Genomic DNA, 20,701 nt, shown 5'->3' with positions numbered 1-20,701 from the left:
AAAATAAAAGGATTGAAACAAGTTATTGTTTCAATCCTTTTATTTTAAGCAGTCTTTTTATGTTTAAATGTATAGTTTTTGTTAAACGCAGTATTTTTGCTAGCAAAAGTAGCTATTATATAAGTTGAAATTATTGAAATTAAGGATGCTAACAATATAGAAATTTTAGCAATACTTACAAACTCAGGGTTATTAGCAAAAGCTATTTCTGAGATGAATATAGACATTGTAAAGCCTACCCCGGCAAGTATTGATACAGAGAAGATTGATAACCAAGTTGAGCCCTTAGGCTTTTCTGTAAGACCTAGCATTGTTGCTATAAATGCAAATGTCATTATACCTAACGGCTTTCCTATTGATAGTCCAGCTATAATTCCTTTGATTAAAGTATCACTACTAGAAATGTCTATATTTAAATTTAGGGTTATTGCAGTATTTGCTAAAGCGAATAGCGGTAGTATAAACAAATTGCACAATGGACTTAATTTATGTTCTAACTTATATGAAATAGTTTTTTTTTCATTTCTAAGCTTGGTAGATGGAATTGATATTGCAATTAAAACACCACTTATAGTAGCGTGAACACCACTTAAATATATAAGTCCCCATATAAAAAATCCAATTATCAAATATGGATAAATTTTATTGATTCTAAGTCTTATGTTCATGTATATTAGAATACAAGTAAAAAACAGTGCTAAATATAAAAATTTAAAATTTATATTAGAAGAATACAAAAATCCAATTACAAATATAGAGATTAAATCATCTACAACAGCTAAAGAAAGTAAGAATATTTTTAAAGCTGGATTTAATTTGTTTTTTAGTATCATAAAAATACCTACAGCAAAAGCTATGTCAGTTGAAATTGGAATTCCAACGCCAGCTTCAAATTGAGTCCCTTTATTAAATACCATAAATATAATTGCTGGAACAATCACTCCACCCAATGCTGAAAATATAGGAAAAGAAGCTTTTTTGAAGCTAGATAAATTTCCATATAGTAATTCATGTTTTATTTCTAGTCCTACTAATAAAAAGAATATAGCCATTAAAAAATCATTTACTAACATATGTATATTAAAGTGACCTAAAAATTTGAATTCTCCCAATAGATGATGATAAACAGATGAAAATGGACTATTTGCTAAGGTTATAGAAATTATAGTTGCACATATAAGTAAGCTTCCTGGTAAACACCTCAGAAGATACTATATTTTTTATATTAGATTTCATAAAATTAATTATCCCCCCTAATAGTTTTAAAAACATATATATAATTAACATTACATTAAGGTATACTACTCTTACATAGATATGTTGTCAACAACATGAAGCTTAGAATAAAAAAATAAAAAGAAAAGTTTTCATAAAAATATTAATAAAACTAACATATGAAGTTTACTTAATTATTATTAACATATATATAGTTCGAAGTGGTGCGAATTATATACTAAAAAGCTTATGATAATTTTATTCGGAAAAAATTTTTATATGAATTTATTAATAAAATTTAAACTAAAATAATAAAAGTATAGGCTATAAACTTTTTATATAGCCTATACTTTTATTATTATATAAATATATGTGCAATAAAACTAAAGAATCCAACAATATTATTTATTCCTAATATTATAGAGATAAGTACTAAAATTGATTTATCTCTTTTTTTATCTATAGCTATAAAACCTAAAGCACAAGCTAGGACTCCCAGGATGAATATAATAAATAATACAGCTATATGAATTTGATTTTTTGCTATAAACTTAAATCCGTAATAAGAAAAATCCCAAGACATTAAAGAACCAACTATAAAAAATATTAGAGTTAAAGCCATAATTATTACGCTATACTGTCCTAATTTAGTTCTTGGTAAAAAGTTAATTTTCATTTTAGGATCCTCCTGTTAAAAGTTAGACTTAGTAAATGGTTAGTATTAGTTTAATATTTAAACATGAAGTATATATGAAATTGATTAAAAATATCCTACTATATAAATTATAATATTTATAGGTTAAGGGTTAAACAGAATATATGTTAAATTTTAATAAATAAATAAAAAAATTCATATAAATATTGCATAATTTTTCTAATTATAATATAATATAATATCTATTGATTTTGAAAATTACATTAATTAATAGGGTAAATAAAATCTGAAAAAATATTATATAACTACTCTTTTATTAAGTGCTACCATAATTTTATGGTAGTATTTTTTTTAACTAAATATGTACATAATTTTATTGAAAAATAGAGAATACTAAGGATTATATTAAAAAATATAAATTTTAACATAATTTAAATAACTTTTTAAATGATTAATTAGCAACCTGGATTTTGTTGGAAAGGGATGTTACAATGTTTAAGGTTATTAGTGCAATAAGGAAGTGAATTAAATGAAAAAGAAATTATTATTTTTAATAATTGTTTTTGGATCTATAGTTATCTTTGGAAATAAGGTATACAGTAAATCGGATCAATTATCTACAACTGAAAAAGTAAGTGATTTTAAGTATATGTATAATACAATAAAAGAAGGATATCCATATTTAGATGTAAATACAAGATTAAGTGGAAAAGACTGGATATCTAACAAGAATAAATATATAAAGAGAATTAAAAATACTAAAAATGATGATGAATTTGTAGCTGAGATGTCGGATATATTATCAGAATTAGGAAATAAGCATACCGAGGTAATAAATAATAAAAAAAGATATGAAATGTTTAAAAAAGCATATTCGAAAAATAATTGGTATGATTTTCTTAATGATAAAAAAGTTATAGAAAGATACGATAATATAAAATCAGAAATTAAAATTTGTGATGGTAGTTTTTTAAAAAAAGAATTAGTTTTACAAGATGTAGTAAATGGTAGTGTTGGATATATGTATTTACCATCTATGGCACCACAACATGGTTCTATGAAAAATGATTTAAATATGATTGGAGATTATATAAAAACACTAGAGAATTACAAGGCTTTAATTATAGATATAAGAGGAAATAAAGGTGGGAGTGATAGTTATTGGCAAGGAATTGTTTCAAAGCTTATAAATGATGATATTAAAATAAGTGGTTATAGAGCTTATAGAAACAAAAGTGAATTAATAAAAAATTATACGGATGAAAGAAAAATAAAATTAAACCCTATTGATAAATTACCTCAGAGTATAAGAAAAAATGCGCCAAAAGAAATTTTTAATAAATTCGATGGATTTGAAAATACGTCTTATACAATAAAAGCTAGTAATAATTTGAATTTTAAAGGTAATATATATTTACTTACTGATAAAAAGGTATATTCATCATCAGAATTCTTTGCTATGTTTTGTAAAGAATCTAAATTTGCAACTTTGATAGGAGGTACCACTGGAGGAGATGGGGGTGGATTAGACCCTGCTTTGTTTGAATTGAAAAATAGTGGCTTGATAGTTAGAATGGCTAGTGGAATGTATTTAAATAAAGATGGAATATGTGATGAGGAAGTTAAAACTATTCCTGATTTTGAAATAAATAACTGTGAAAGAACTAAAAATGTAAAAGATGATAAATGCATAAATAAAGTTTTAGAGTTAGAACATATAAATTAGAATATAAGTTTTATGAAAGTTAAAAATATTAATTTTGACACTATAAATATAAAGGTTTTTTTAAAATAGTATAGAATAATACTATATTAATAGTGTAGAGTAAATATAAATATTTTTTAATAAATTATTATGTTTGAATTAAAATTGGATTAATTTAAATACAAAATTTTTTTGATTAATATATTTGTAAGTTGTATAATAAAATGTACAAATTAACGTTATAACTGAAAGGATAGGTTAAAATGATAAAACAAGAAAAAAAATCAAAAAACTTAGGAATGAAAAGAGTTGCTATATTTTTAATAATAATAGCATTTGTTGTTACTGCTGTTGCACCTATAGCTAGCTTTTTTATGTAAATAATATAAGTTTTAGGCGGGATATATTATACAGTTAAAAATTATTATTTGTTAAATAAATTTATTATACCGAAACAAAATAAGGGATTATATGTTGGACTTTAAAGTTCTGTATATATCCTTTTATTTTGCTTAAATAAGCATATTTTAGAGGGAAATATAATTAATAATATAGTAAAGAGTATTTTTAAATAGGGGGAGTACATGAGTAATTTAAATGAAATTAAATTAAAAACATTTATAAACTCAAGAGAAATATATCCAGATGAAGATATAGAAGGAGTTTGCGTTTTAAGTGGTTTGGATTTAAATAAAAAATTACATGATATAAAAATATATATAAAAACTAACTATATTAAAGATAAATATAAAAATATAGGCGGAAAAAAAGTAGTTTTACAAAAGGTAGAAATAAATTTAGACAAAAGTATAACTGAGGGTGGATTAGTAAAAGTTCCATTTAAATTTAAGATAAATAAAAAAGTTCCAGTATCAATACACAAAAGTCATATATGGATAAAGACATGTTTAAAAGAAAATGGTAAAAATAAATTAGAAGAAAAATATTATATAGATATATTACCTCCAAAATACATAGAAAATACAATTTATGTTATAGAAAATTTAGGGTTTTCTTTAATAGAAGTAGAGAATAAATATACAGAAAACAAATATGATAATTTACCATTTATTCAGTGCTTTAAATTCAGAAAATTGAAAGAAGCTTTGGATCAAAATGAAAATGATATTGAAATTTTTTTTAAGCAAAAAAATGAGTTTATAGAAGTATATTTAAATCAAAATATAAAAGTTACATTTGAATATAAATATATAAATGATTTAAATTATTTAACTAATAAAATATATTCTGTTATTAAATTTAAAATTTAGCATAAACATATAGTATAGGAAGAAAAACTTCCATGTCAAAAAATATAAATTTAATATTGAAATACACAATACAATACCAGATATTTATTACTGGTATTTTTTCTTTTTTTTATTTAGGACGAACATGTATATTAGCAAGATAAAATGAATTATATTGATTGAAAAAGATAAAAAATGTGTATATAATTAAATGACGATGTCAGAGAGAAATAGATATTCATATAAAGGGGAGAGCTAATTTTGAGTGGAAATGTTTTTTTAAAATTTAAAGATTTAATAATGGATAAAGTATTCAATATATATAAGCAGTACATACCAGAACATATATTGGTAAAGGGCTTAGAAAGAGAAGATATAGTTGTTTTAGCAGAACAACTATTAAATATACATTACACATTGCCAAAACTTTTTAGAGAAAGAGTAGAGTACGTTGATAAAATACATGATAAACATAAACCTAATGAAATAATTTATGAGTTGTTTGATCGAGATGAACAAGTTATTTTGTTACTATGTAAGAATTTAAAAAATAATGATACTAGTATAAAATGGGTAGATAAACTATGGTTATACTCAGTATAAATTTGGAGGTTGGATAAAAAGTTGAAAAGAAAAATAATTATTTTAGGTTTAACAGCACTACTGTCAATGGCAGTAGTTGGTTGTTCTGCAACAAAAAACGAAAATCTTAAAAAAAGTATAGATGGTGCTAGTTCTCAGTTAAATAAAATAAACAATGAAGAAATTAAGGGCTTAACTTATGAACAAGCTCAAGATTTAATGAAAAAAATAAACTCAGAGTTGTCAGAATTTAAACCTCAGTTAACTCCAGACAATCAAACTATAATTTTAAATTTAGCAACACGAGAAGTATCAGATAAAATAGAACAAGAGTATATAATGATAAACACTGTAGCTGATAAAAAAAATTATACAATTCAAATTGAAGGAAACATATTTAAGGATGAAGATGGAAATGTAGCTAAAAATGACGCATCAGTACAGGCACTATATGATTTATTAACAGCTACAAAAAACATAAATAATATAAGTTTATCAGAATGTATGGATGTGTTAAATAATAGTGAAATAAATAATGAAAATCTAAATAAAACACTTAAATCATTTGATAATGTAGACTTTGATTTTACAAAAAAAGAAATACACTTTAAACTTGAAAAAGTGTATAAAAGAATAGAATCAGTTTCAAAAAATAGAAAAATAACATATGAAGATTATAAAAAGGAAAGAACAACTTTAAAGGAAAGTCTTAAAAAATACACTGAAGATTTTGCAAAAGCTAATAATTTAAAGACAATAATAAGTGAAAAAACTTCAGAAAAAAATAATATAAATAGTTTTGGAATAAAAAATGATAATAATTTAGCTCAATCTATAACATTGACTACAGATATATCTAGTTTAAATTCGAAAACAATTACTAATATGTATGAGTTTAAAGTTCCTAGCAATAATGGAGATCCTAAAAGCTTACAATTAAGTAAAGATTTTTTGGTTGGAGCTATAAGGATTATAAACTCAACAACAAATTCAGATATAAATTATGGAAAAATAGAAGATGTTATAAAATCAAATAACATAAGAACTAAATATTTAGATAAAAATTCAAATTTCGAAACGGTTTTTGAATATTCAGGAAGCTTAGAAAGATCATTAACTAATAACAATTACAGACTTACTGAAAAATTGGAAATATAAAAACAGCCACTTTCACTATAAAGTGGCTATTTTTATATTTCCAATTACTAGGAAAATATTTAAAAAATTCAGAAATAAAATTAGGTTATTTAAAAATTATCAAAGTAGTGATATTATCTTATTAACAAGAAAAAAAGGAGGTAATTTTATGAAGAACAAGAAAAAGTTTTCATTTCCTACAGCGTATACTGTAATTCTAATTGTAATGCTTGTAGTTATGGGGTTAACTTACATAATACCATCAGGAAAATATGCAAAACTTAGCTATGACACTAATAGCTCAAAATTTATTGTAGAGCTTCCAAATGGAGAGTCTAATCAATATGCTGGAACTCAGGAAACACTAAATAAATTAGGAGTAAATGTAAACTTAAAACAGTTTACTAGTGGGGCTATCTCAAAGCCAGTTGCAATACCAAATACATATGAAAAATTAGCTAAAGAAAAAACAACAATATTTGGGGCTATAACAACATTTTTAAAAGCTCCGATACAAGGATTATATGATTCTATTGATATAATAGCTTTCGTATTAGTTATAGGGGGATTAGTTGGAGTTATAAATAGTACAGGAGCATTTACAGCAGGGATAAATGCACTATCTAAAGCATTAAAAGGAAAAGAAAAATGGATGATTGTAATTATAGCATCTCTTGTTGCTCTAGGAGGGACTACATTTGGATTGGCAGAAGAAACAATAGCCTTTTATCCTATAGTAGTACCTATATTCATAGCTGCTGGATATGATGCTATAGTTGCCATCGCTACAATTTTCTTAGGGTCATGTATAGGGACAATGGCAGCTACAGTAAATCCATTCTCAACTATAATAGCTTCTAATATAGCAGGTGTAAGTTTTACACAAGGTATGCCTCTTAGAATTTTAGCATTAGTTATAGCTCTTGTAGTTACTTTAATATACATAATCAAATATGGAGAAAAGGTAAAAAAAGATCCTACGAAATCTTTAATCTACGCTCAAAAAGAGGAAATAGAGAAAAGGTTTTTAGCTAGTGAAAGTGGAGACGTTGAAGTAGAATTTACATTTAGAAAAAAATTAATGTTATTAATATTTGGTTTATCTTTCATAGTAATGATTTATGGAGTTAAAGAATTAGGATGGTGGTTCATGGAAATGACAGCACTATTCTTTGCAGTAACATTTATAATGGTTCCATTATCAAAACAAAAAGAAAGTGAATTTGTATCAAACTTCGTACAAGGAGCAGCTGATTTATTAGGAGTAGCACTTATTGTAGCACTTGCTAGAGGAGTTACAATTATAATGGACGGAGGACTTATAAGTGATACTATATTATATTCATTAAGTACTGTCGTATCAAGTATGGGTGGAATAGCATTCTCTGGAGTAATGTATTTAGTTTATATAGTATTAGGATTCTTTATAAATTCATCTTCAGGACTTGCGGTTTTATCAATGCCTATAATGGCACCTTTAGCAGATGTAGTAGGTGTTAACAGAGATATAATAGTAACAGCTTATATGTTTGGGCAAGGTTTAATTGGTATAATAACACCAACTGGTTTAATATTAGCATCACTTGCTATGGTAAATGTAACTTATGACAAATGGTTGAAGTTTGTTATGCCGCTTGTTGGAATAATAATGGTACTATCAATAGCATTGCTTTGTATAGGATCATTTATATAGAATAATAAATAAAAAAGCAACCTAATAGATATTAGGCTGCTTTTTTATTTATTCAAATATATCTAAATCTAAAGTTTTAGACAGTTCTTGTAGTAACTTAATTCCAGCGATACTATTTCCTTTTGAATCAAGAGATGGGCCAAATATACCAATACCCATTCTATTAGGAACTGTTGCTAAAATACCTCCTCCAACACCAGACTTAGCAGGGACACCTATGTGAACGGCAAATGAACCTGATTCATCGTATAAACCACATGTAACCATTATTGATTTAACGATTGTACAGATATCTTCAGGTATTAATCTTTTGTTATTCCAAGGGCAAACACCTTTATTAGCTAGAACAGATCCTATTTTAGCTAAATCTAGGGCACAAACAGACATAGAACATTGTTTAAAGTATGAGTCCAAAATATCATCAACATCTCCTGAAATTACATTTTTACCTTTAAGATAATAACCTAAAGATCTGTTTATATCACCTGTTCTTTTTTCAGATAAGTAAATTTCTTCATTTATATCTATAAAATCATTATTAGCTAACTTTCTAGTAAAATTTAAAATTCTATCAGTTTTTTCTTCACTATCTTTCCCTTTAATTAAAGAATTAACTACTATTGCACCAGCATTTATAAAAGGGTTAGACGGAACATCTTTATTATTTATATTCATATTAAGTATTGAGTTAAATGGAAAACCACTGGGCTCCGTACCAATTTTTTGAAAAACATATTCTGGAGAATGATCCATCATAGCCATTATAAGTGTAATAACTTTAGATGTACTTTCAATTGCAAAGTTAGTAGTATAATTTCCAGCAAAATAATCTTTATAGCCATCTTTTGTCAAATCGATAATAGCTATTCCTAGTTGATTTTTATCCACCTTAGAAAGGGCAGGTATGTAATTAGCAACATCACCATCTTTTATATACTCCTTATTTTTCTCAACTAGGCCTTCTAGTAAACCAAACATTAAAATCGCTTCCTTTTTTATGAAATTTATAACTAATATTTAATTACCCAAAAAAATTAAAATAAAACTAAAATGGATATTGACTCCAATTAAGTAACAATGCTTATTTTAAAGACATATTATAATAAGTAACTATATTTAAATAGTTATGATGGTGATTAATATGATAAAAAGAGTAATAAAAATTATTTTAAATAATCCATCTCTAATATTAATTAAAAATTTATTATTTTCATCTATAGGTTTTTTAACAAGTGCAAGTAAGGACTTTACTGGTAAAGATTTATAAATTTCAGAGGTTTATCATATTAATTATGGTAAGCCTCTTTTTTAAAATCAATAAAGTAAATTGTATATTTATAAAAGTAACTTTTTATTAAATTTATAATTGGGAGTGGATAGATTGAAGAGTTTGAGTGTTTGTATGATAGTCAAAAATGAGGAAAAAAACATAAAGAGATGTTTAGATAGTATAGAGTCAATAGCAAATGAAATTATAATTGTGGATACAGGATCAAATGATGAAACTTTAAATATATGTAGTAATTACAATGCAAAGGTAATAAACCATAAATGGAACAATGATTTTAGTGAAGCTAGAAATGTATCTTTAGAGTATGCTACCAAAGATTATATATTATTTTTAGATGCTGATGAAAAAATCTCAAAAGAAAATTTAGAAAAATTGAAAGCATTATTAAGTAGCAAAAAATTAGCAGAGGGATATTTTTTTAGACTAACAAATATAATCAACGGAACTGAAGTAGGAGAATATGTAGTTTTTAGATTTTTTAAAAATAAAAGAAAGTATAGATTTAGAGGGAAGGTACATGAACAAATAGCTAATTGTATTCAAAAGCATAATAAAGATAAGTGTATTGAAAATATAGATATTAAGATTTATCATTATGGATATGACCCAAATAAGGTTAATATAGAGTCTAAATATAAAAGAAATATGGGGATTTTAAATACATACACAGAAGAAGAAAAAGATGCCTATTATTTTTATGTTTTAGGGAATGAATACGCAAGAATTACAGACTTTAAAAGTGCGATAGAGTCTTATGAAAAATCTTTAGACCTTATGGAGTTGAAATATAATTATGTTTTTTATCCATATTTAATTTTGAACATAGTAAAGGCATATTCAAATGAAAAACAATTTTATGAGTCTATAAAATTTATAGAAAAAATTAGATTTTCAATTCCAAATTTTAAAGATTTATATTTTATGGAGTGCTTAGCATATATTGAATGTGGTAAAATAAGCAAAGCACTAGAGTGTTTAAATGAGTATATAAATTGCCCAGTAGGAAATACTTACGAATATCCACATAACAATTTCGAAAAAATATATGAGATAAAGGAAATGAAAAAAAATCTAGAACAAGCAAGTACTCCTAATAATAACTTATTAAGTGCCTTAATGATAATAGATAAGTATGAAACTAGTATTATTAATACAATAAAAAGTTTCAATGAAATAGTATCTAATTTTACTATAGTAACTAGCAACAAATGTTTAGAAGTAACTGAATTAAAAAACATAGGTGCTAAAATAATTTATTCCGATGATAAAGACTTAAATTTATTAATAGAAAAATGCAAAAGTAAATATATTTTTATGGTTGATATAGGTGAAATTTGTTCAACGTTAAGCCAGAAAAAAATAATAGAATTGCTATCAAATACGAATGAAAAATTTTTTACTGTAAACATTGTAAACATAGCAAATAACACTAATTGTAAAGAAGTAAGGATTATAAAAAATGAGAACTCAAACTTTATAAATGAATATAAATATGCATTAATAAAAAATAAAAATGTAGTAGATAGCAACATATATATTCATAAGTCATTTAATTAAAAAATTAATTTTATATGTTGACAATTTAACCTATAAGAATTATTATCTAATTAGAATTGAATAATCTTCAGGGCAGGGTGAAATTCCCTACCGGCGGTAAAGCCCGCGAGCCGTAAATGGCATGATTCGGTGAAATTCCGAAGCCGACAGTAAAGTCTGGATGAAAGAAGATAATGTATTGTAATGTATATAAGCATATACTATTATTTTGATTTGTAAGCTCTGAAATATTTTATATTTCAGAGCTTTTTTAATTAATTTAATATGTGTATTTTTATGATACAAAAGCCCTGAGTTTTAAACTCAGGGCTTTTATTATTTTCTTTTATAAATCACAAGATGTGAAAGGAGAATATAATGGATGAATATTATATGGGTTTAGCTATTAACCTTGCAAAAAAAGGAATAGGAAAAGTAAATCCTAATCCTATGGTTGGAGCAGTTATAGTTAAAGATAACAAAATTGTAGGTACAGGTTATCATGAAAAGTATGGAGGAAAACACGCAGAGATAAATGCAATTGAAAATTCAAAAGAGAGCTTAAATGGATCAACGATGTATGTAAATTTAGAACCTTGTTCTCATTTTGGTAAAACGCCTCCTTGTGTAGATAAAATTCTAGAAAGTAAAATAAATAAAGTTGTTATAGCATCTGTAGATCCAAATCCACTAGTGCAAGGCAAAGGAGTTAAAAAACTTAGAGATGCAGGTATTGAAGTTAAAGTTGGAATTTTAGATGAAGAAAATAAAAAATTAAATGAAGTTTTTTTAAAATATATAAAAAATAAAAAACCATTTGTAGTTATGAAAGTTGCCATGAGTTTAGATGGAAAAATATCAACAACTACAGGTCAATCAAAATGGATAAGCTGTGATGAGTCAAGAAGATACGTACATAAGTTAAGAAGTGAAGTAATGAGTATATTAGTTGGAATAAATACTGTTATAAAAGATAATCCAATGTTAGATTGTAGGTTAGAAAACGGTAAAAATCCAATAAGGATTATAGCAGACACAACACTTAAAATACCTATAGATTCAAACATTGTATCTAGTGCAAAATCAATTAGAACTATTGTAGTAACTACAAAACATGCAAATAGAAATGTAATGAAATTACTAGAGGATAAAGGTGTTGAAATATTAACTGTTAATTTAAAAAACAACTTAGTTGATTTAAAAGAAATGATAAATCAATTAGGAGAATTAAATATAGATAGCATTTTACTTGAAGGAGGATCGAGCTTGAATTTTTCAGCAGTGAATGAAAATATAGTTGATAAAATTCAAGTATATGTAGCCCCTATTATCCTAGGAGGAGAAAGCTCTAAAACTCCTATTGGAGGACAAGGAGTAGATGATATAAAAGAAGCATTTAAACTTCATAAATTAGAGTATAAACAAGTAGGTTCAGATATTTTAATAGAGGGATATTTGAAAGGAAGTGACAATTAATTGTTTACGGGAATAGTTGAGGAAATCGGTACTATAACGCACATAAAAAATGGAGTTAAGTCATCTAAGCTTATTATTAATTGTAATAAAGTTTTAGAGACAACTGAAATAGGAGATAGCATTTGTACAAATGGAGTTTGTCTAACTGTAACAAATATAAACAAAGGAACATTTGAAGCCGATGTAATGGCAGAAACTATTAGAAAAAGTAATTTAAATACTTTAAAAATAGGAAGTAAGGTAAATTTAGAAAGGGCATTGAGTTTAAGCACTAGACTAGGAGGTCATTTAGTTAGTGGACATATAGATGGGATAGGATATATAAAAGATTTAAAAAAGGAAGATAGTGCAATTTGGATAACCATAAAAACTTCAGTAGATATACTTAGATACATTGTATATAAAGGGTCTATAACTATTGATGGAATAAGCCTAACAATAGCATATGTAGATGATGATGTATTTAAGGTTTCTATAATACCACATACACTACAGCAAACTATATTATCAAGCAAAAATATTGGAGATAGCGTAAATCTAGAATGTGACATTATAGGCAAATATGTTGAAAAGCTATTAGGAATTAATAAGCCTAACAAACAACAATCTAACAATATAAATGAAATTTTTCTTAAAGAAAATGGATTTATTTAAAATAAATTGGAGGTAGAAAAAATGTATAAATTTAATCACATTGAAGAGGCAATAGAAGATATAAAGGATGGTAAGATAGTTGTAGTTATAGATGATGAAGATAGAGAAAATGAGGGAGATTTGTTAATGGCCGCAGAAAAGGTAACTCCTGAAGCTATAAACTTCATGGCAACTTATGGTAAGGGGCTTATCTGTATGCCACTTACTGAGGAATATTTAAAAAGACTAAATATACCTCAAATGGTAAAAGACAACACTGATAATCATGAAACTGCTTTTACTGTAAGTATAGATCATATAGAAACAACAACTGGTATATCAGCTTACGAAAGAGCTTTAACTATACAAAAGGTATTAGAAAAAGAATCTACTCCAAATGACTTTAGGAGACCAGGACACATATTTCCGCTAAAAGCTAGAAAAGGTGGAGTTTTAGTCAGAAATGGACATACAGAAGCAGCTGTTGATTTAGCTAGGTTAGCTGGGTTAAAACCAGGAGGAGTAATATGTGAAATTATGAGTAAGGATGGAACTATGGCTAGAACTGATGAGTTAATAGAATTTTGTAAAATACATAATCTTAAAATTATAACTATAAAAGACTTAGTTGAATATAGAAAAAGTAATGAATGTCATATAGAAAGAGTTGTTGAAACAAATATGCCAACAAAATATGGAGATTTCAAAATGTATGGATTTATAAATAAGTTAAATGGAGAGCATCATGTAGCTTTAGTAATGGGAGATATTTTACCAGGTGATGAAGTATTAACAAGAGTTCACTCTGAATGTTTAACAGGAGATGTATTAGGCTCTAAACGTTGTGATTGTGGAGAACAATATGATGCAGCTATGAAAGCAATAGCAAAAGAAGGTAAAGGGATATTATTATATTTAAGACAAGAAGGTAGAGGGATAGGTCTAATAAATAAACTAAGAGTATATGCCTTACAAGATGAGGGGTTTGACACAGTAGATGCAAATTTAAAACTAGGATTCAAAGCAGATATGAGGGAGTATTTTATAGGTGCTCAAATACTTAAAGATTTAGGAGCTAGAAAACTTAGGTTAATGACAAATAATCCAAGAAAAATAAATGATTTAAGTGAACATGGGATAGATATAGTAGAAAGAGTACCTATACAAATGAATCATAATGATGTTAATGAATTTTATTTAAAAACAAAAAAAGAAAAACTAGGGCATTTATTAGCATAATTGCAAATTACATAAATTAAACTAAAGGAGATATGTATATGAGAATAATAGAAGGTAACTTAGTAGCTAAAGATATTAAAATAGGAATAGTTGTTGGTAGATTTAATGAGTTTATAGTATCTAAATTATTAGGTGGGGCGTTAGATGGATTAAAAAGACATGGAGTAGATGAAGATAATATTGAAGTTTCTTGGGTTCCTGGGGCTTTTGAAATCCCATTAGTTGCTAAAAAAATGGCACAGTCTAAAAAGTATGATGCTGTTATATGCTTGGGAGCTGTTATAAAAGGATCAACACCTCATTTTGATTATGTATGTGCAGAAGCTTCTAAGGGAATTTCATCTGTATCACTGAGTGAGGAGTTACCTGTAATATTTGGAGTTTTAACTACTGATACAATAGAGCAAGCTATAGAAAGAGCTGGTACTAAAGCTGGAAACAAGGGATATGATGCAGCAGTTACAGCTATTGAGATGGCTAATTTACTAAAATTAATTTAATAAAATATAAAAATAGCTAAACCATTATTTACGGTTTAGCTATTTTGTTACGTTAACAAATAATTTTTATATATAAATTATATACTCGAAAGGATATATATTTATTTAGTTTAATATTTTATAGTAACACAAATTGAAAAGAGGGAATGCGTATGTATTTAAAAAAGCTAATCGGTAAAAAAATATATTTATCTCCAATTGATAAAGAAGACTATGTTAAATATGCAGAATGGGTAAATGATATGGATGTTGCTATAGGAATGACATTTGCAAGTATGTTAATTGATGAAGAATCTGAAAAGAATGCATTAGAGAGATTGTCAAAAGCACAGTTTAATTTTGCTATTATACTTAAAGAAACAAATGAGGTTATTGGAAATGTTGGGTTCCCAAGTTTAGATTATATAAATAGAATTGGTGAGGTCGGTATATTTATAGGAGATAAGGATAATTGGGGAAATGGGTATGGAAAAGAAGCACTAAGTTTATTATTAGATTTCGGATTTAATTTGCTAAATTTGAATAATATATTTCTTAAAGTATACTCATTTAATAAGCAAGCAATAAAATGTTATAGTAAAATTGGCTTTAAAGAAGCGGGAAGATTAAGAGAAGCTAAGATTATTGGTTGCAACAAATATGATGAAGTATACATGGACATATTAGCTAATGAATTTAAATCACCATATATAATATCGATTTTAGAAAATAAACTTAATTAAATTATATTTTAAAACTAGGGGGATTTTATGGTGAATTGGATAGAGCTATATAAATCAATAAAAGAATTATATGGAGATGAGCCTGAACATAAACTTATAGAATATTTAGGATTAATTGAGAAAGGCAAGGTTTTAGACTTAGGAACAGGGTGCGGCAGGAATTCACTCTTTTTTTCAGAGATAGGTTTTGATGTTGAAGCAATTGATATTTCTCATCAAAATATAAATAAGTATATACAAAAGTCTAGTCAATTAAACTTAAATACAAAAGCAAAGGTAATGGATATTAGAAACTTTGATATAAGTGAAGGTTCATATTCTCTAATAATAGTTTCATGGGTACTAAATTTCTTTAAAAAAAGTGAGATTGATTTAATTATTAATAATATAAAAAAAGGATTAAAACCTAATGGAATTGTATATTTTACTGCATTTTCAACATTAGATGATTATTATATTAAAAACTTAGATAAATCTTGTGGAGAGAAAAATACTTTATACTTTGATGACTATGATTGCTATAGATATTATTATGATAATTCAGATGAAGTTTTAGAACTTTTTAAAGGGTTAGAGGTATTATCTGTAAGTTCAGGTATGGAACTAGATATAGATGAAGAAATAGGCAATCATTATCATCATACAATAGAATATATAGGTAAAAAGGTAGAATAGATTATTATTACTTAAAAGTTTGATATTATACAAATAAGAATTCAGGAGGAATATATGATACTTAAAGAGTTCGATAAAAATAAATCTGCTATAATTAATGCTTTTGATATTATTAAACCAATTGATGGATTTCCTAAAATTGTAGTATCATGTTTTTCAAAATTTACATTTGATAGATTGGTAAATGAACTCAATGCTGTTAAAATTACTTCAACTTATATAGCAAATATGGAAATTCCTATTTACAAAGCAAATTACAAGGGTCTTGAAGTTGCTTTGTTTACATCTTATGTTGGTGCTCCAGGCTGTGTTGCAGTAATAGAAGATATTTTTGCAATGGGTGCTGAAAAATTAATTGTTTTCGGTACTTGCGGTGTACTCGATTCATCTATAGATGACTGTTCCATAATCATACCTAATAAAGCTATGAGAGATGAGGGTACTAGTTTTCATTATGCACCACATTCAAATGAAATAGATGTAAATCCAAAATATGTAGATGTATTTGAAAATATACTAGATCATTATAATTTGAAATACCATATAGGAAAAGTGTGGACAACAGATGGAATATATAGAGAGACACATGATAAGGTTAAATTGAGAAAATCACAAGGATGTATTTGTGTAGACATGGAATGTTCAGCACTTGCAGCTCTTGCTCAATTTAGAGAAAAAGATATATTTCATTTTTTCTACGCAGCAGATAATTTAGACTGTGAAGAATGGGATGCAAGAAGTCTATCAAATGAGGCCAATACGTTACAAAAGGATAGAATTGCTACACTTGCTATGGAGTTAGCATGGTGTATTGGCTACAATAGACAACTTTCAAGTTTAAGTGTTAATTTAAATGAATAAAACATATACATATCACTTAGATACTTGTGAGAATACCAACTTAATAGGATATAGTAAACATTGTTTATATATAGGTAGAAAGAGCGTTTAAGTCAATTATATTAAAGGGGTATTCATATGAAAAAAGAATTTTTATCTAACTTAGCATCAATAATTTCATTAGTTTCAATGTTATTAGTAATTTTAAAATTATTTGGGCTGATGGAAATACCTATAATGCTCATAGCCTTATTATTTATAACGTTGTTAAGTGTTATGACATTGATGAATTATAAGAACAATAAGAAGGTTCAAATGTTTATAGGAATTTTGATTCTAATTATTTTTATATATTTAATGATTTAGAGAATATAATTGTATTAACAAATAGTAGGGGGTACATATGGATATAAGAAAACACAATGAACTTGCTTGGGATAATGAAGTTAAAATAGGAAACAAATGGACAATACCCGTAAGTTCCAGCGATATTGAAAGGGCTAAAAAAGGAGAGTACACAATATTATTAACACCAACAAAAGCTGTTCCTAAAAATTGGATTGGAGATGTATCAGGAAAAAATCTATTATGCCTGGCATCTGGAGGAGGGCAGCAAGGACCTATATTTTCAGCGCTTGGAGCTAATGTAACTGTTTTCGATAACAGCAAAGAACAATTATCAAAAGATAAAATGGTAGCGAATAGAGATGATTTAAATATAAACCTTGAACAAGGTGATATGAGGGATTTATCAAGATTTGATAATGAAACTTTTGACTTTATATTTCATGCAGTTTCTAACTGTTTTGTTGATAATATCGAAAAGGTATGGGCTGAGTGTTATAGAGTTTTAAAGCCAGGGGGAGTATTAATATCAGGATTTGCAAATCCTATTTCATATATATTTGATTTATACGAATGGGAAAAAAATAATAAACTTATTGTAAGAAACAGCATACCATACTCTGATATAGAACAGCTTCCAAAGGACCAGTTAGAAGAAAGAATAGAAACAAAAGATACATTAGAATTTGGGCATTCTTTACAAAGTCAAATAGGTGGTCAAATAGATGTTGGTTTTGTAATTAGTGGTTTTTATGAAGATAAATTAGGGGATGGATTATTAGATAATCATATTGACACATTTATTGCAACTAAAGCAATCAAATTATAATTAATCACATCGTTGATCCACTCAATGAACCTAGTATAAAATTATTAGAAAAGTTAGAGTTTGCAAGAGAGGAATATATTGAAAAGCTTAAAAGCATTTTATATGTAAAAGTATAAATATAAAAATGACCTTAAAATCTTTTTTGATTATAAGGTCATTTATTTTAAAGTCTTATAAACTTTTCTAAAATTAAGTAAGAGCTTTCTATATCTGACTCACAAGTTTCAAGGCACCAGATAGCATTTGGTGAGTGATTTTCTAAATTTTCTAATACGCTAGATATTTCAATACTGCCTTTATCTAATCCATTATGCTCATCTATTTTTCCATTATTATTATGCAAGTGAACGTATCCGATTCTATTTCCTAGATTTTCTATCCAATTAATTAGTGATTCTTCTGAATGGGCATTAACATGACCCATATCTAAACAGACCTTGAAGTTACTTAAATTTACTTTATCAACTAATTTACATATGATAGAACTGTTTAGTTCAAATTGGTTTTCTATATAAAAATTAATATCATTCCTACTTTCTAAAAATGAAATCCATTTTTCAGATGCTCTTCCTATCCAAGCTGATTCCCATGAAGTATTGGGTATATAACCATTATGAACGATTATATCTGTACATCCTAGTTCTTTTGCGATAGTATATGTAAAATCAAACATTTTAATAGTTACTTCAGTAATTTCTCTCATTTTGCTGCCTAAATTTAATTCCCAAAATGGAGCATGAATTGATTTACTATAATTAAAGTTTTTAAATAATTCTTTATATGTAATTTTTAAATTAGGATTTGTTTCTAATATATAAGGATCATGAAATGATTGAACCTCAATACCTAGATTATATTTTTTACTTAAGTTATATGCAAACTTAGGATTACAATTATCAGTTATAACTATATTTTTCAATTAATTAACCCCCTTTAAAATACTCTTTTTATTTAAAGCTTAGCAAAATAGTAATAAAAATATATGTTAATATAATTTAGGTGAAATTATTTTACTTATTCAATATTATGCTTACACAATAGTATACATTTTCGTCTATAAAACAGTATTAAAGCAATATATGCAATAGCTGAAATGACATATGGAATAGCTATATACATATAATCAAATAACATTCCATAGAACAACTGTCCTAATGGAACTAATCCAATAAACATTGTAGTGATAATTCCGTTAGATCTACCTATATATTTAATATCTATAGAGTTTTGAATTAAGGTCATAATTGCAATATTAAGAGGTCCTTCAACTAAACTTATTATAAAAAATAATATTAAGTACAGTACATATGAACCCAATAAGTTGTTTATAAAATTAGTACTTATTAATGAGATTAATAATATAAGTATTGCAGATATAAATATTGATAATTGAAATAGTTTTTGAAGTGATATTTTATTTTTAGTAAATGCATATAAAACTGGACCCATAAATGAGGCTATGACGCCTATAGTTTCTATTAGTGAAAACTGTTCATTACTTACTTTAAATTGTAGTTTAGCTATATATCCCGTTCCTACAGAGAACAAAGGAGCGGAAAAGAAATTAAAAAGCATAATAGTAACAGCTAAATACCACAGATTTTTATTATTAAAAATGTATGTTATTCCTTGAATAAAATCAGAATTGAATTTTTTAAAACTTAACTTATCTATAGTTTCTTTTTTAAGAGGTATATGTATTTTAAACTGTAAAATAGCAGCTAAAATAAAGCTTAAGCCATTTAGTAAAAATATAATTTTCAATCCAAATAAGCTATAAACAATAGCACCTATCATTGGAGCTATCATATATTCTATTGAGTCAATAAAAGAATTTACAGCGTATGCATCAGATAGATTCTTGTCTTTTACTATTATTCTTATTACTCCAGCACTTGTAGGTGAATAAAATGCCATTATAAATCCTAAGGTAATAACTATTGCATATATTACACTTAGTGTTATTTTGTTATTAAATAACAAGATTGTTGGAACTATTATTACCATAGCACTAATAATGTTTAAAATTACCATAAACTTCTTCCTATCAACCCAATCGGATATAACCCCACAAAATGGTCCTAATATTAGTTATGATAGTGATGATAATACCAATACACTTGCAAATTTTACACTGGATTGAGTAGTATCTAAAACGTACAATGAAAGTGCAGTATTTTGTACTATTGTACCTACTGTAGATATAAAGGTTGCAGCCATTAATAAACTAAAATCCTTATTTTTTAATAAACTTTTATTCATATACACCTCTTTTAAATTAAATGAATTTTCAAACTTCTACTTAAAGTGTAGCAGGAGTTAAGTGGTATTAAAAGAAAATTATAAATATAAGATACTTTTATGAATAGTATTTAACT

22 protein-coding genes and 1 riboswitch are annotated in these 20,701 nt (G+C 26.2%); of the genes, 16 read left to right on the top strand and 6 right to left on the bottom strand.

The window, feature by feature from the left end; genetic code table 11:
* Positions 1-44 precede the first annotated feature (44 nt).
* Both nhaA and GFJ41_RS04155 read right to left on the bottom strand, forming a co-directional pair.
* Positions 45-1,178, bottom strand: coding sequence for a Na+/H+ antiporter NhaA (gene nhaA / locus GFJ41_RS04160; protein ID WP_332841120.1), 1,134 nt, complete (start codon positions 1,176-1,178; stop codon positions 45-47).
* 395 nt (positions 1,179-1,573) lie between these two features.
* Positions 1,574-1,891 carry a hypothetical protein gene (locus GFJ41_RS04155; protein WP_021433050.1) on the bottom strand — a complete coding sequence of 106 codons (318 nt, stop codon included), beginning with the start codon at positions 1,889-1,891 and terminating at the stop codon, positions 1,574-1,576.
* A gap of 508 nt (positions 1,892-2,399) precedes the next feature.
* Between GFJ41_RS04155 and GFJ41_RS04150 the strand changes: the two genes are divergently transcribed.
* The 5 genes from GFJ41_RS04150 (at position 2,400) to GFJ41_RS04130 (ending at position 8,237) form a co-directional block, all read left to right on the top strand.
* A complete protein-coding gene (locus GFJ41_RS04150; RefSeq protein ID WP_170074689.1) occupies positions 2,400-3,596 on the top strand; it encodes a S41 family peptidase in 1,197 nt (398 codons plus the stop codon).
* A gap of 563 nt (positions 3,597-4,159) precedes the next feature.
* Positions 4,160-4,846 carry a sporulation protein gene (locus tag GFJ41_RS04145; RefSeq protein WP_170074688.1) on the top strand — a complete coding sequence of 229 codons (687 nt, stop codon included), beginning with the start codon at positions 4,160-4,162 and terminating at the stop codon, positions 4,844-4,846.
* 240 nt (positions 4,847-5,086) lie between these two features.
* Positions 5,087-5,428, top strand: a complete 342-nt coding sequence (locus GFJ41_RS04140) for a hypothetical protein (protein ID WP_021429244.1) — start codon at positions 5,087-5,089, stop codon at positions 5,426-5,428.
* Positions 5,429-5,449: 21 nt separating this feature from the next.
* Positions 5,450-6,565, top strand: a complete 1,116-nt coding sequence (locus GFJ41_RS04135; protein ID WP_170074687.1) for a hypothetical protein — start codon at positions 5,450-5,452, stop codon at positions 6,563-6,565.
* 148 nt (positions 6,566-6,713) lie between these two features.
* Positions 6,714-8,237 carry a YfcC family protein gene (locus GFJ41_RS04130; RefSeq protein ID WP_021433044.1) on the top strand — a complete coding sequence of 508 codons (1,524 nt, stop codon included), beginning with the start codon at positions 6,714-6,716 and terminating at the stop codon, positions 8,235-8,237.
* A 48-nt stretch (positions 8,238-8,285) separates the two neighbouring features.
* On the opposite strand, the gene glsA is transcribed toward GFJ41_RS04130, so the two are convergent.
* Positions 8,286-9,215: a glutaminase A gene (gene glsA / locus GFJ41_RS04125; RefSeq protein ID WP_170074686.1), complete on the bottom strand. Its 930-nt coding sequence runs from the start codon at positions 9,213-9,215 to the stop codon at positions 8,286-8,288.
* A gap of 163 nt (positions 9,216-9,378) precedes the next feature.
* Between glsA and GFJ41_RS18855 the strand changes: the two genes are divergently transcribed.
* The 11 genes from GFJ41_RS18855 to GFJ41_RS04075 all read left to right on the top strand — a co-directional run bounded on the left by GFJ41_RS18855 (position 9,379) and on the right by GFJ41_RS04075 (position 18,323).
* Entirely contained in the window at positions 9,379-9,504 is a 126-nt protein-coding gene (locus GFJ41_RS18855; protein ID WP_263346362.1) for a hypothetical protein, read from the top strand.
* A gap of 135 nt (positions 9,505-9,639) precedes the next feature.
* A complete protein-coding gene (locus tag GFJ41_RS04120; protein WP_170074685.1) occupies positions 9,640-11,085 on the top strand; it encodes a glycosyltransferase family 2 protein in 1,446 nt (481 codons plus the stop codon).
* A gap of 59 nt (positions 11,086-11,144) precedes the next feature.
* Positions 11,145-11,261: riboswitch (FMN riboswitch) on the top strand.
* A 181-nt stretch (positions 11,262-11,442) separates the two neighbouring features.
* Positions 11,443-12,540 (top strand): bifunctional diaminohydroxyphosphoribosylaminopyrimidine deaminase/5-amino-6-(5-phosphoribosylamino)uracil reductase RibD, encoded by a 1,098-nt coding sequence (gene ribD / locus GFJ41_RS04115; RefSeq protein ID WP_170074684.1) that lies wholly within the window; start codon positions 11,443-11,445, stop codon positions 12,538-12,540.
* The gene (gene ribE, locus GFJ41_RS04110) at positions 12,541-13,194 is read left to right on the top strand and encodes a riboflavin synthase (protein WP_170074683.1); all 654 of its coding nucleotides are present in this window, start codon (positions 12,541-12,543) and stop codon (positions 13,192-13,194) included.
* Between the two features lie 21 nt (positions 13,195-13,215).
* Positions 13,216-14,412, top strand: coding sequence for a bifunctional 3,4-dihydroxy-2-butanone-4-phosphate synthase/GTP cyclohydrolase II (locus tag GFJ41_RS04105; protein ID WP_035116108.1), 1,197 nt, complete (start codon positions 13,216-13,218; stop codon positions 14,410-14,412).
* 38 nt (positions 14,413-14,450) lie between these two features.
* The gene (ribH, locus tag GFJ41_RS04100; protein WP_021432998.1) at positions 14,451-14,912 is read left to right on the top strand and encodes a 6,7-dimethyl-8-ribityllumazine synthase; all 462 of its coding nucleotides are present in this window, start codon (positions 14,451-14,453) and stop codon (positions 14,910-14,912) included.
* 152 nt (positions 14,913-15,064) lie between these two features.
* Complete coding sequence (locus GFJ41_RS04095) at positions 15,065-15,634, top strand: GNAT family N-acetyltransferase (protein ID WP_053832007.1); 570 nt, start codon at positions 15,065-15,067, stop codon at positions 15,632-15,634.
* Positions 15,635-15,661: 27 nt separating this feature from the next.
* A complete protein-coding gene (locus GFJ41_RS04090; protein ID WP_170074682.1) occupies positions 15,662-16,309 on the top strand; it encodes a class I SAM-dependent methyltransferase in 648 nt (215 codons plus the stop codon).
* A 54-nt stretch (positions 16,310-16,363) separates the two neighbouring features.
* The gene (locus tag GFJ41_RS04085) at positions 16,364-17,170 is read left to right on the top strand and encodes a nucleoside phosphorylase (protein ID WP_170074681.1); all 807 of its coding nucleotides are present in this window, start codon (positions 16,364-16,366) and stop codon (positions 17,168-17,170) included.
* 117 nt (positions 17,171-17,287) lie between these two features.
* On the top strand, positions 17,288-17,515 hold the full coding sequence (locus GFJ41_RS04080) for a hypothetical protein (RefSeq protein ID WP_035116114.1): 228 nt from the start codon (positions 17,288-17,290) through the stop codon (positions 17,513-17,515).
* 37 nt (positions 17,516-17,552) lie between these two features.
* The gene (locus tag GFJ41_RS04075; RefSeq protein ID WP_170074680.1) at positions 17,553-18,323 is read left to right on the top strand and encodes a class I SAM-dependent methyltransferase; all 771 of its coding nucleotides are present in this window, start codon (positions 17,553-17,555) and stop codon (positions 18,321-18,323) included.
* A gap of 163 nt (positions 18,324-18,486) precedes the next feature.
* Here the strand turns inward: GFJ41_RS04075 and GFJ41_RS04070 are convergent, their stop codons facing one another.
* The 3 genes from GFJ41_RS04070 to GFJ41_RS04060 all read right to left on the bottom strand — a co-directional run bounded on the left by GFJ41_RS04070 (position 18,487) and on the right by GFJ41_RS04060 (position 20,585).
* Positions 18,487-19,242, bottom strand: a complete 756-nt coding sequence (locus GFJ41_RS04070; RefSeq protein WP_170074679.1) for a sugar phosphate isomerase/epimerase family protein — start codon at positions 19,240-19,242, stop codon at positions 18,487-18,489.
* 95 nt (positions 19,243-19,337) lie between these two features.
* Positions 19,338-20,411 (bottom strand): MFS transporter, encoded by a 1,074-nt coding sequence (locus tag GFJ41_RS04065; protein ID WP_170074889.1) that lies wholly within the window; start codon positions 20,409-20,411, stop codon positions 19,338-19,340.
* Positions 20,412-20,414: 3 nt separating this feature from the next.
* Complete coding sequence (locus GFJ41_RS04060; protein ID WP_170074678.1) at positions 20,415-20,585, bottom strand: hypothetical protein; 171 nt, start codon at positions 20,583-20,585, stop codon at positions 20,415-20,417.
* Positions 20,586-20,701: the final 116 nt, after the last annotated feature.

Origin of the sequence: Paraclostridium dentum, assembly GCF_012922555.1 — a bacterium.
GTDB lineage: Bacteria > Bacillota > Clostridia > Peptostreptococcales > Peptostreptococcaceae > Paraclostridium > Paraclostridium dentum.
The sequence above is the reverse complement of the archived record's forward strand: the minus strand, read 5'-3'. Positions and strand labels throughout refer to the sequence as shown.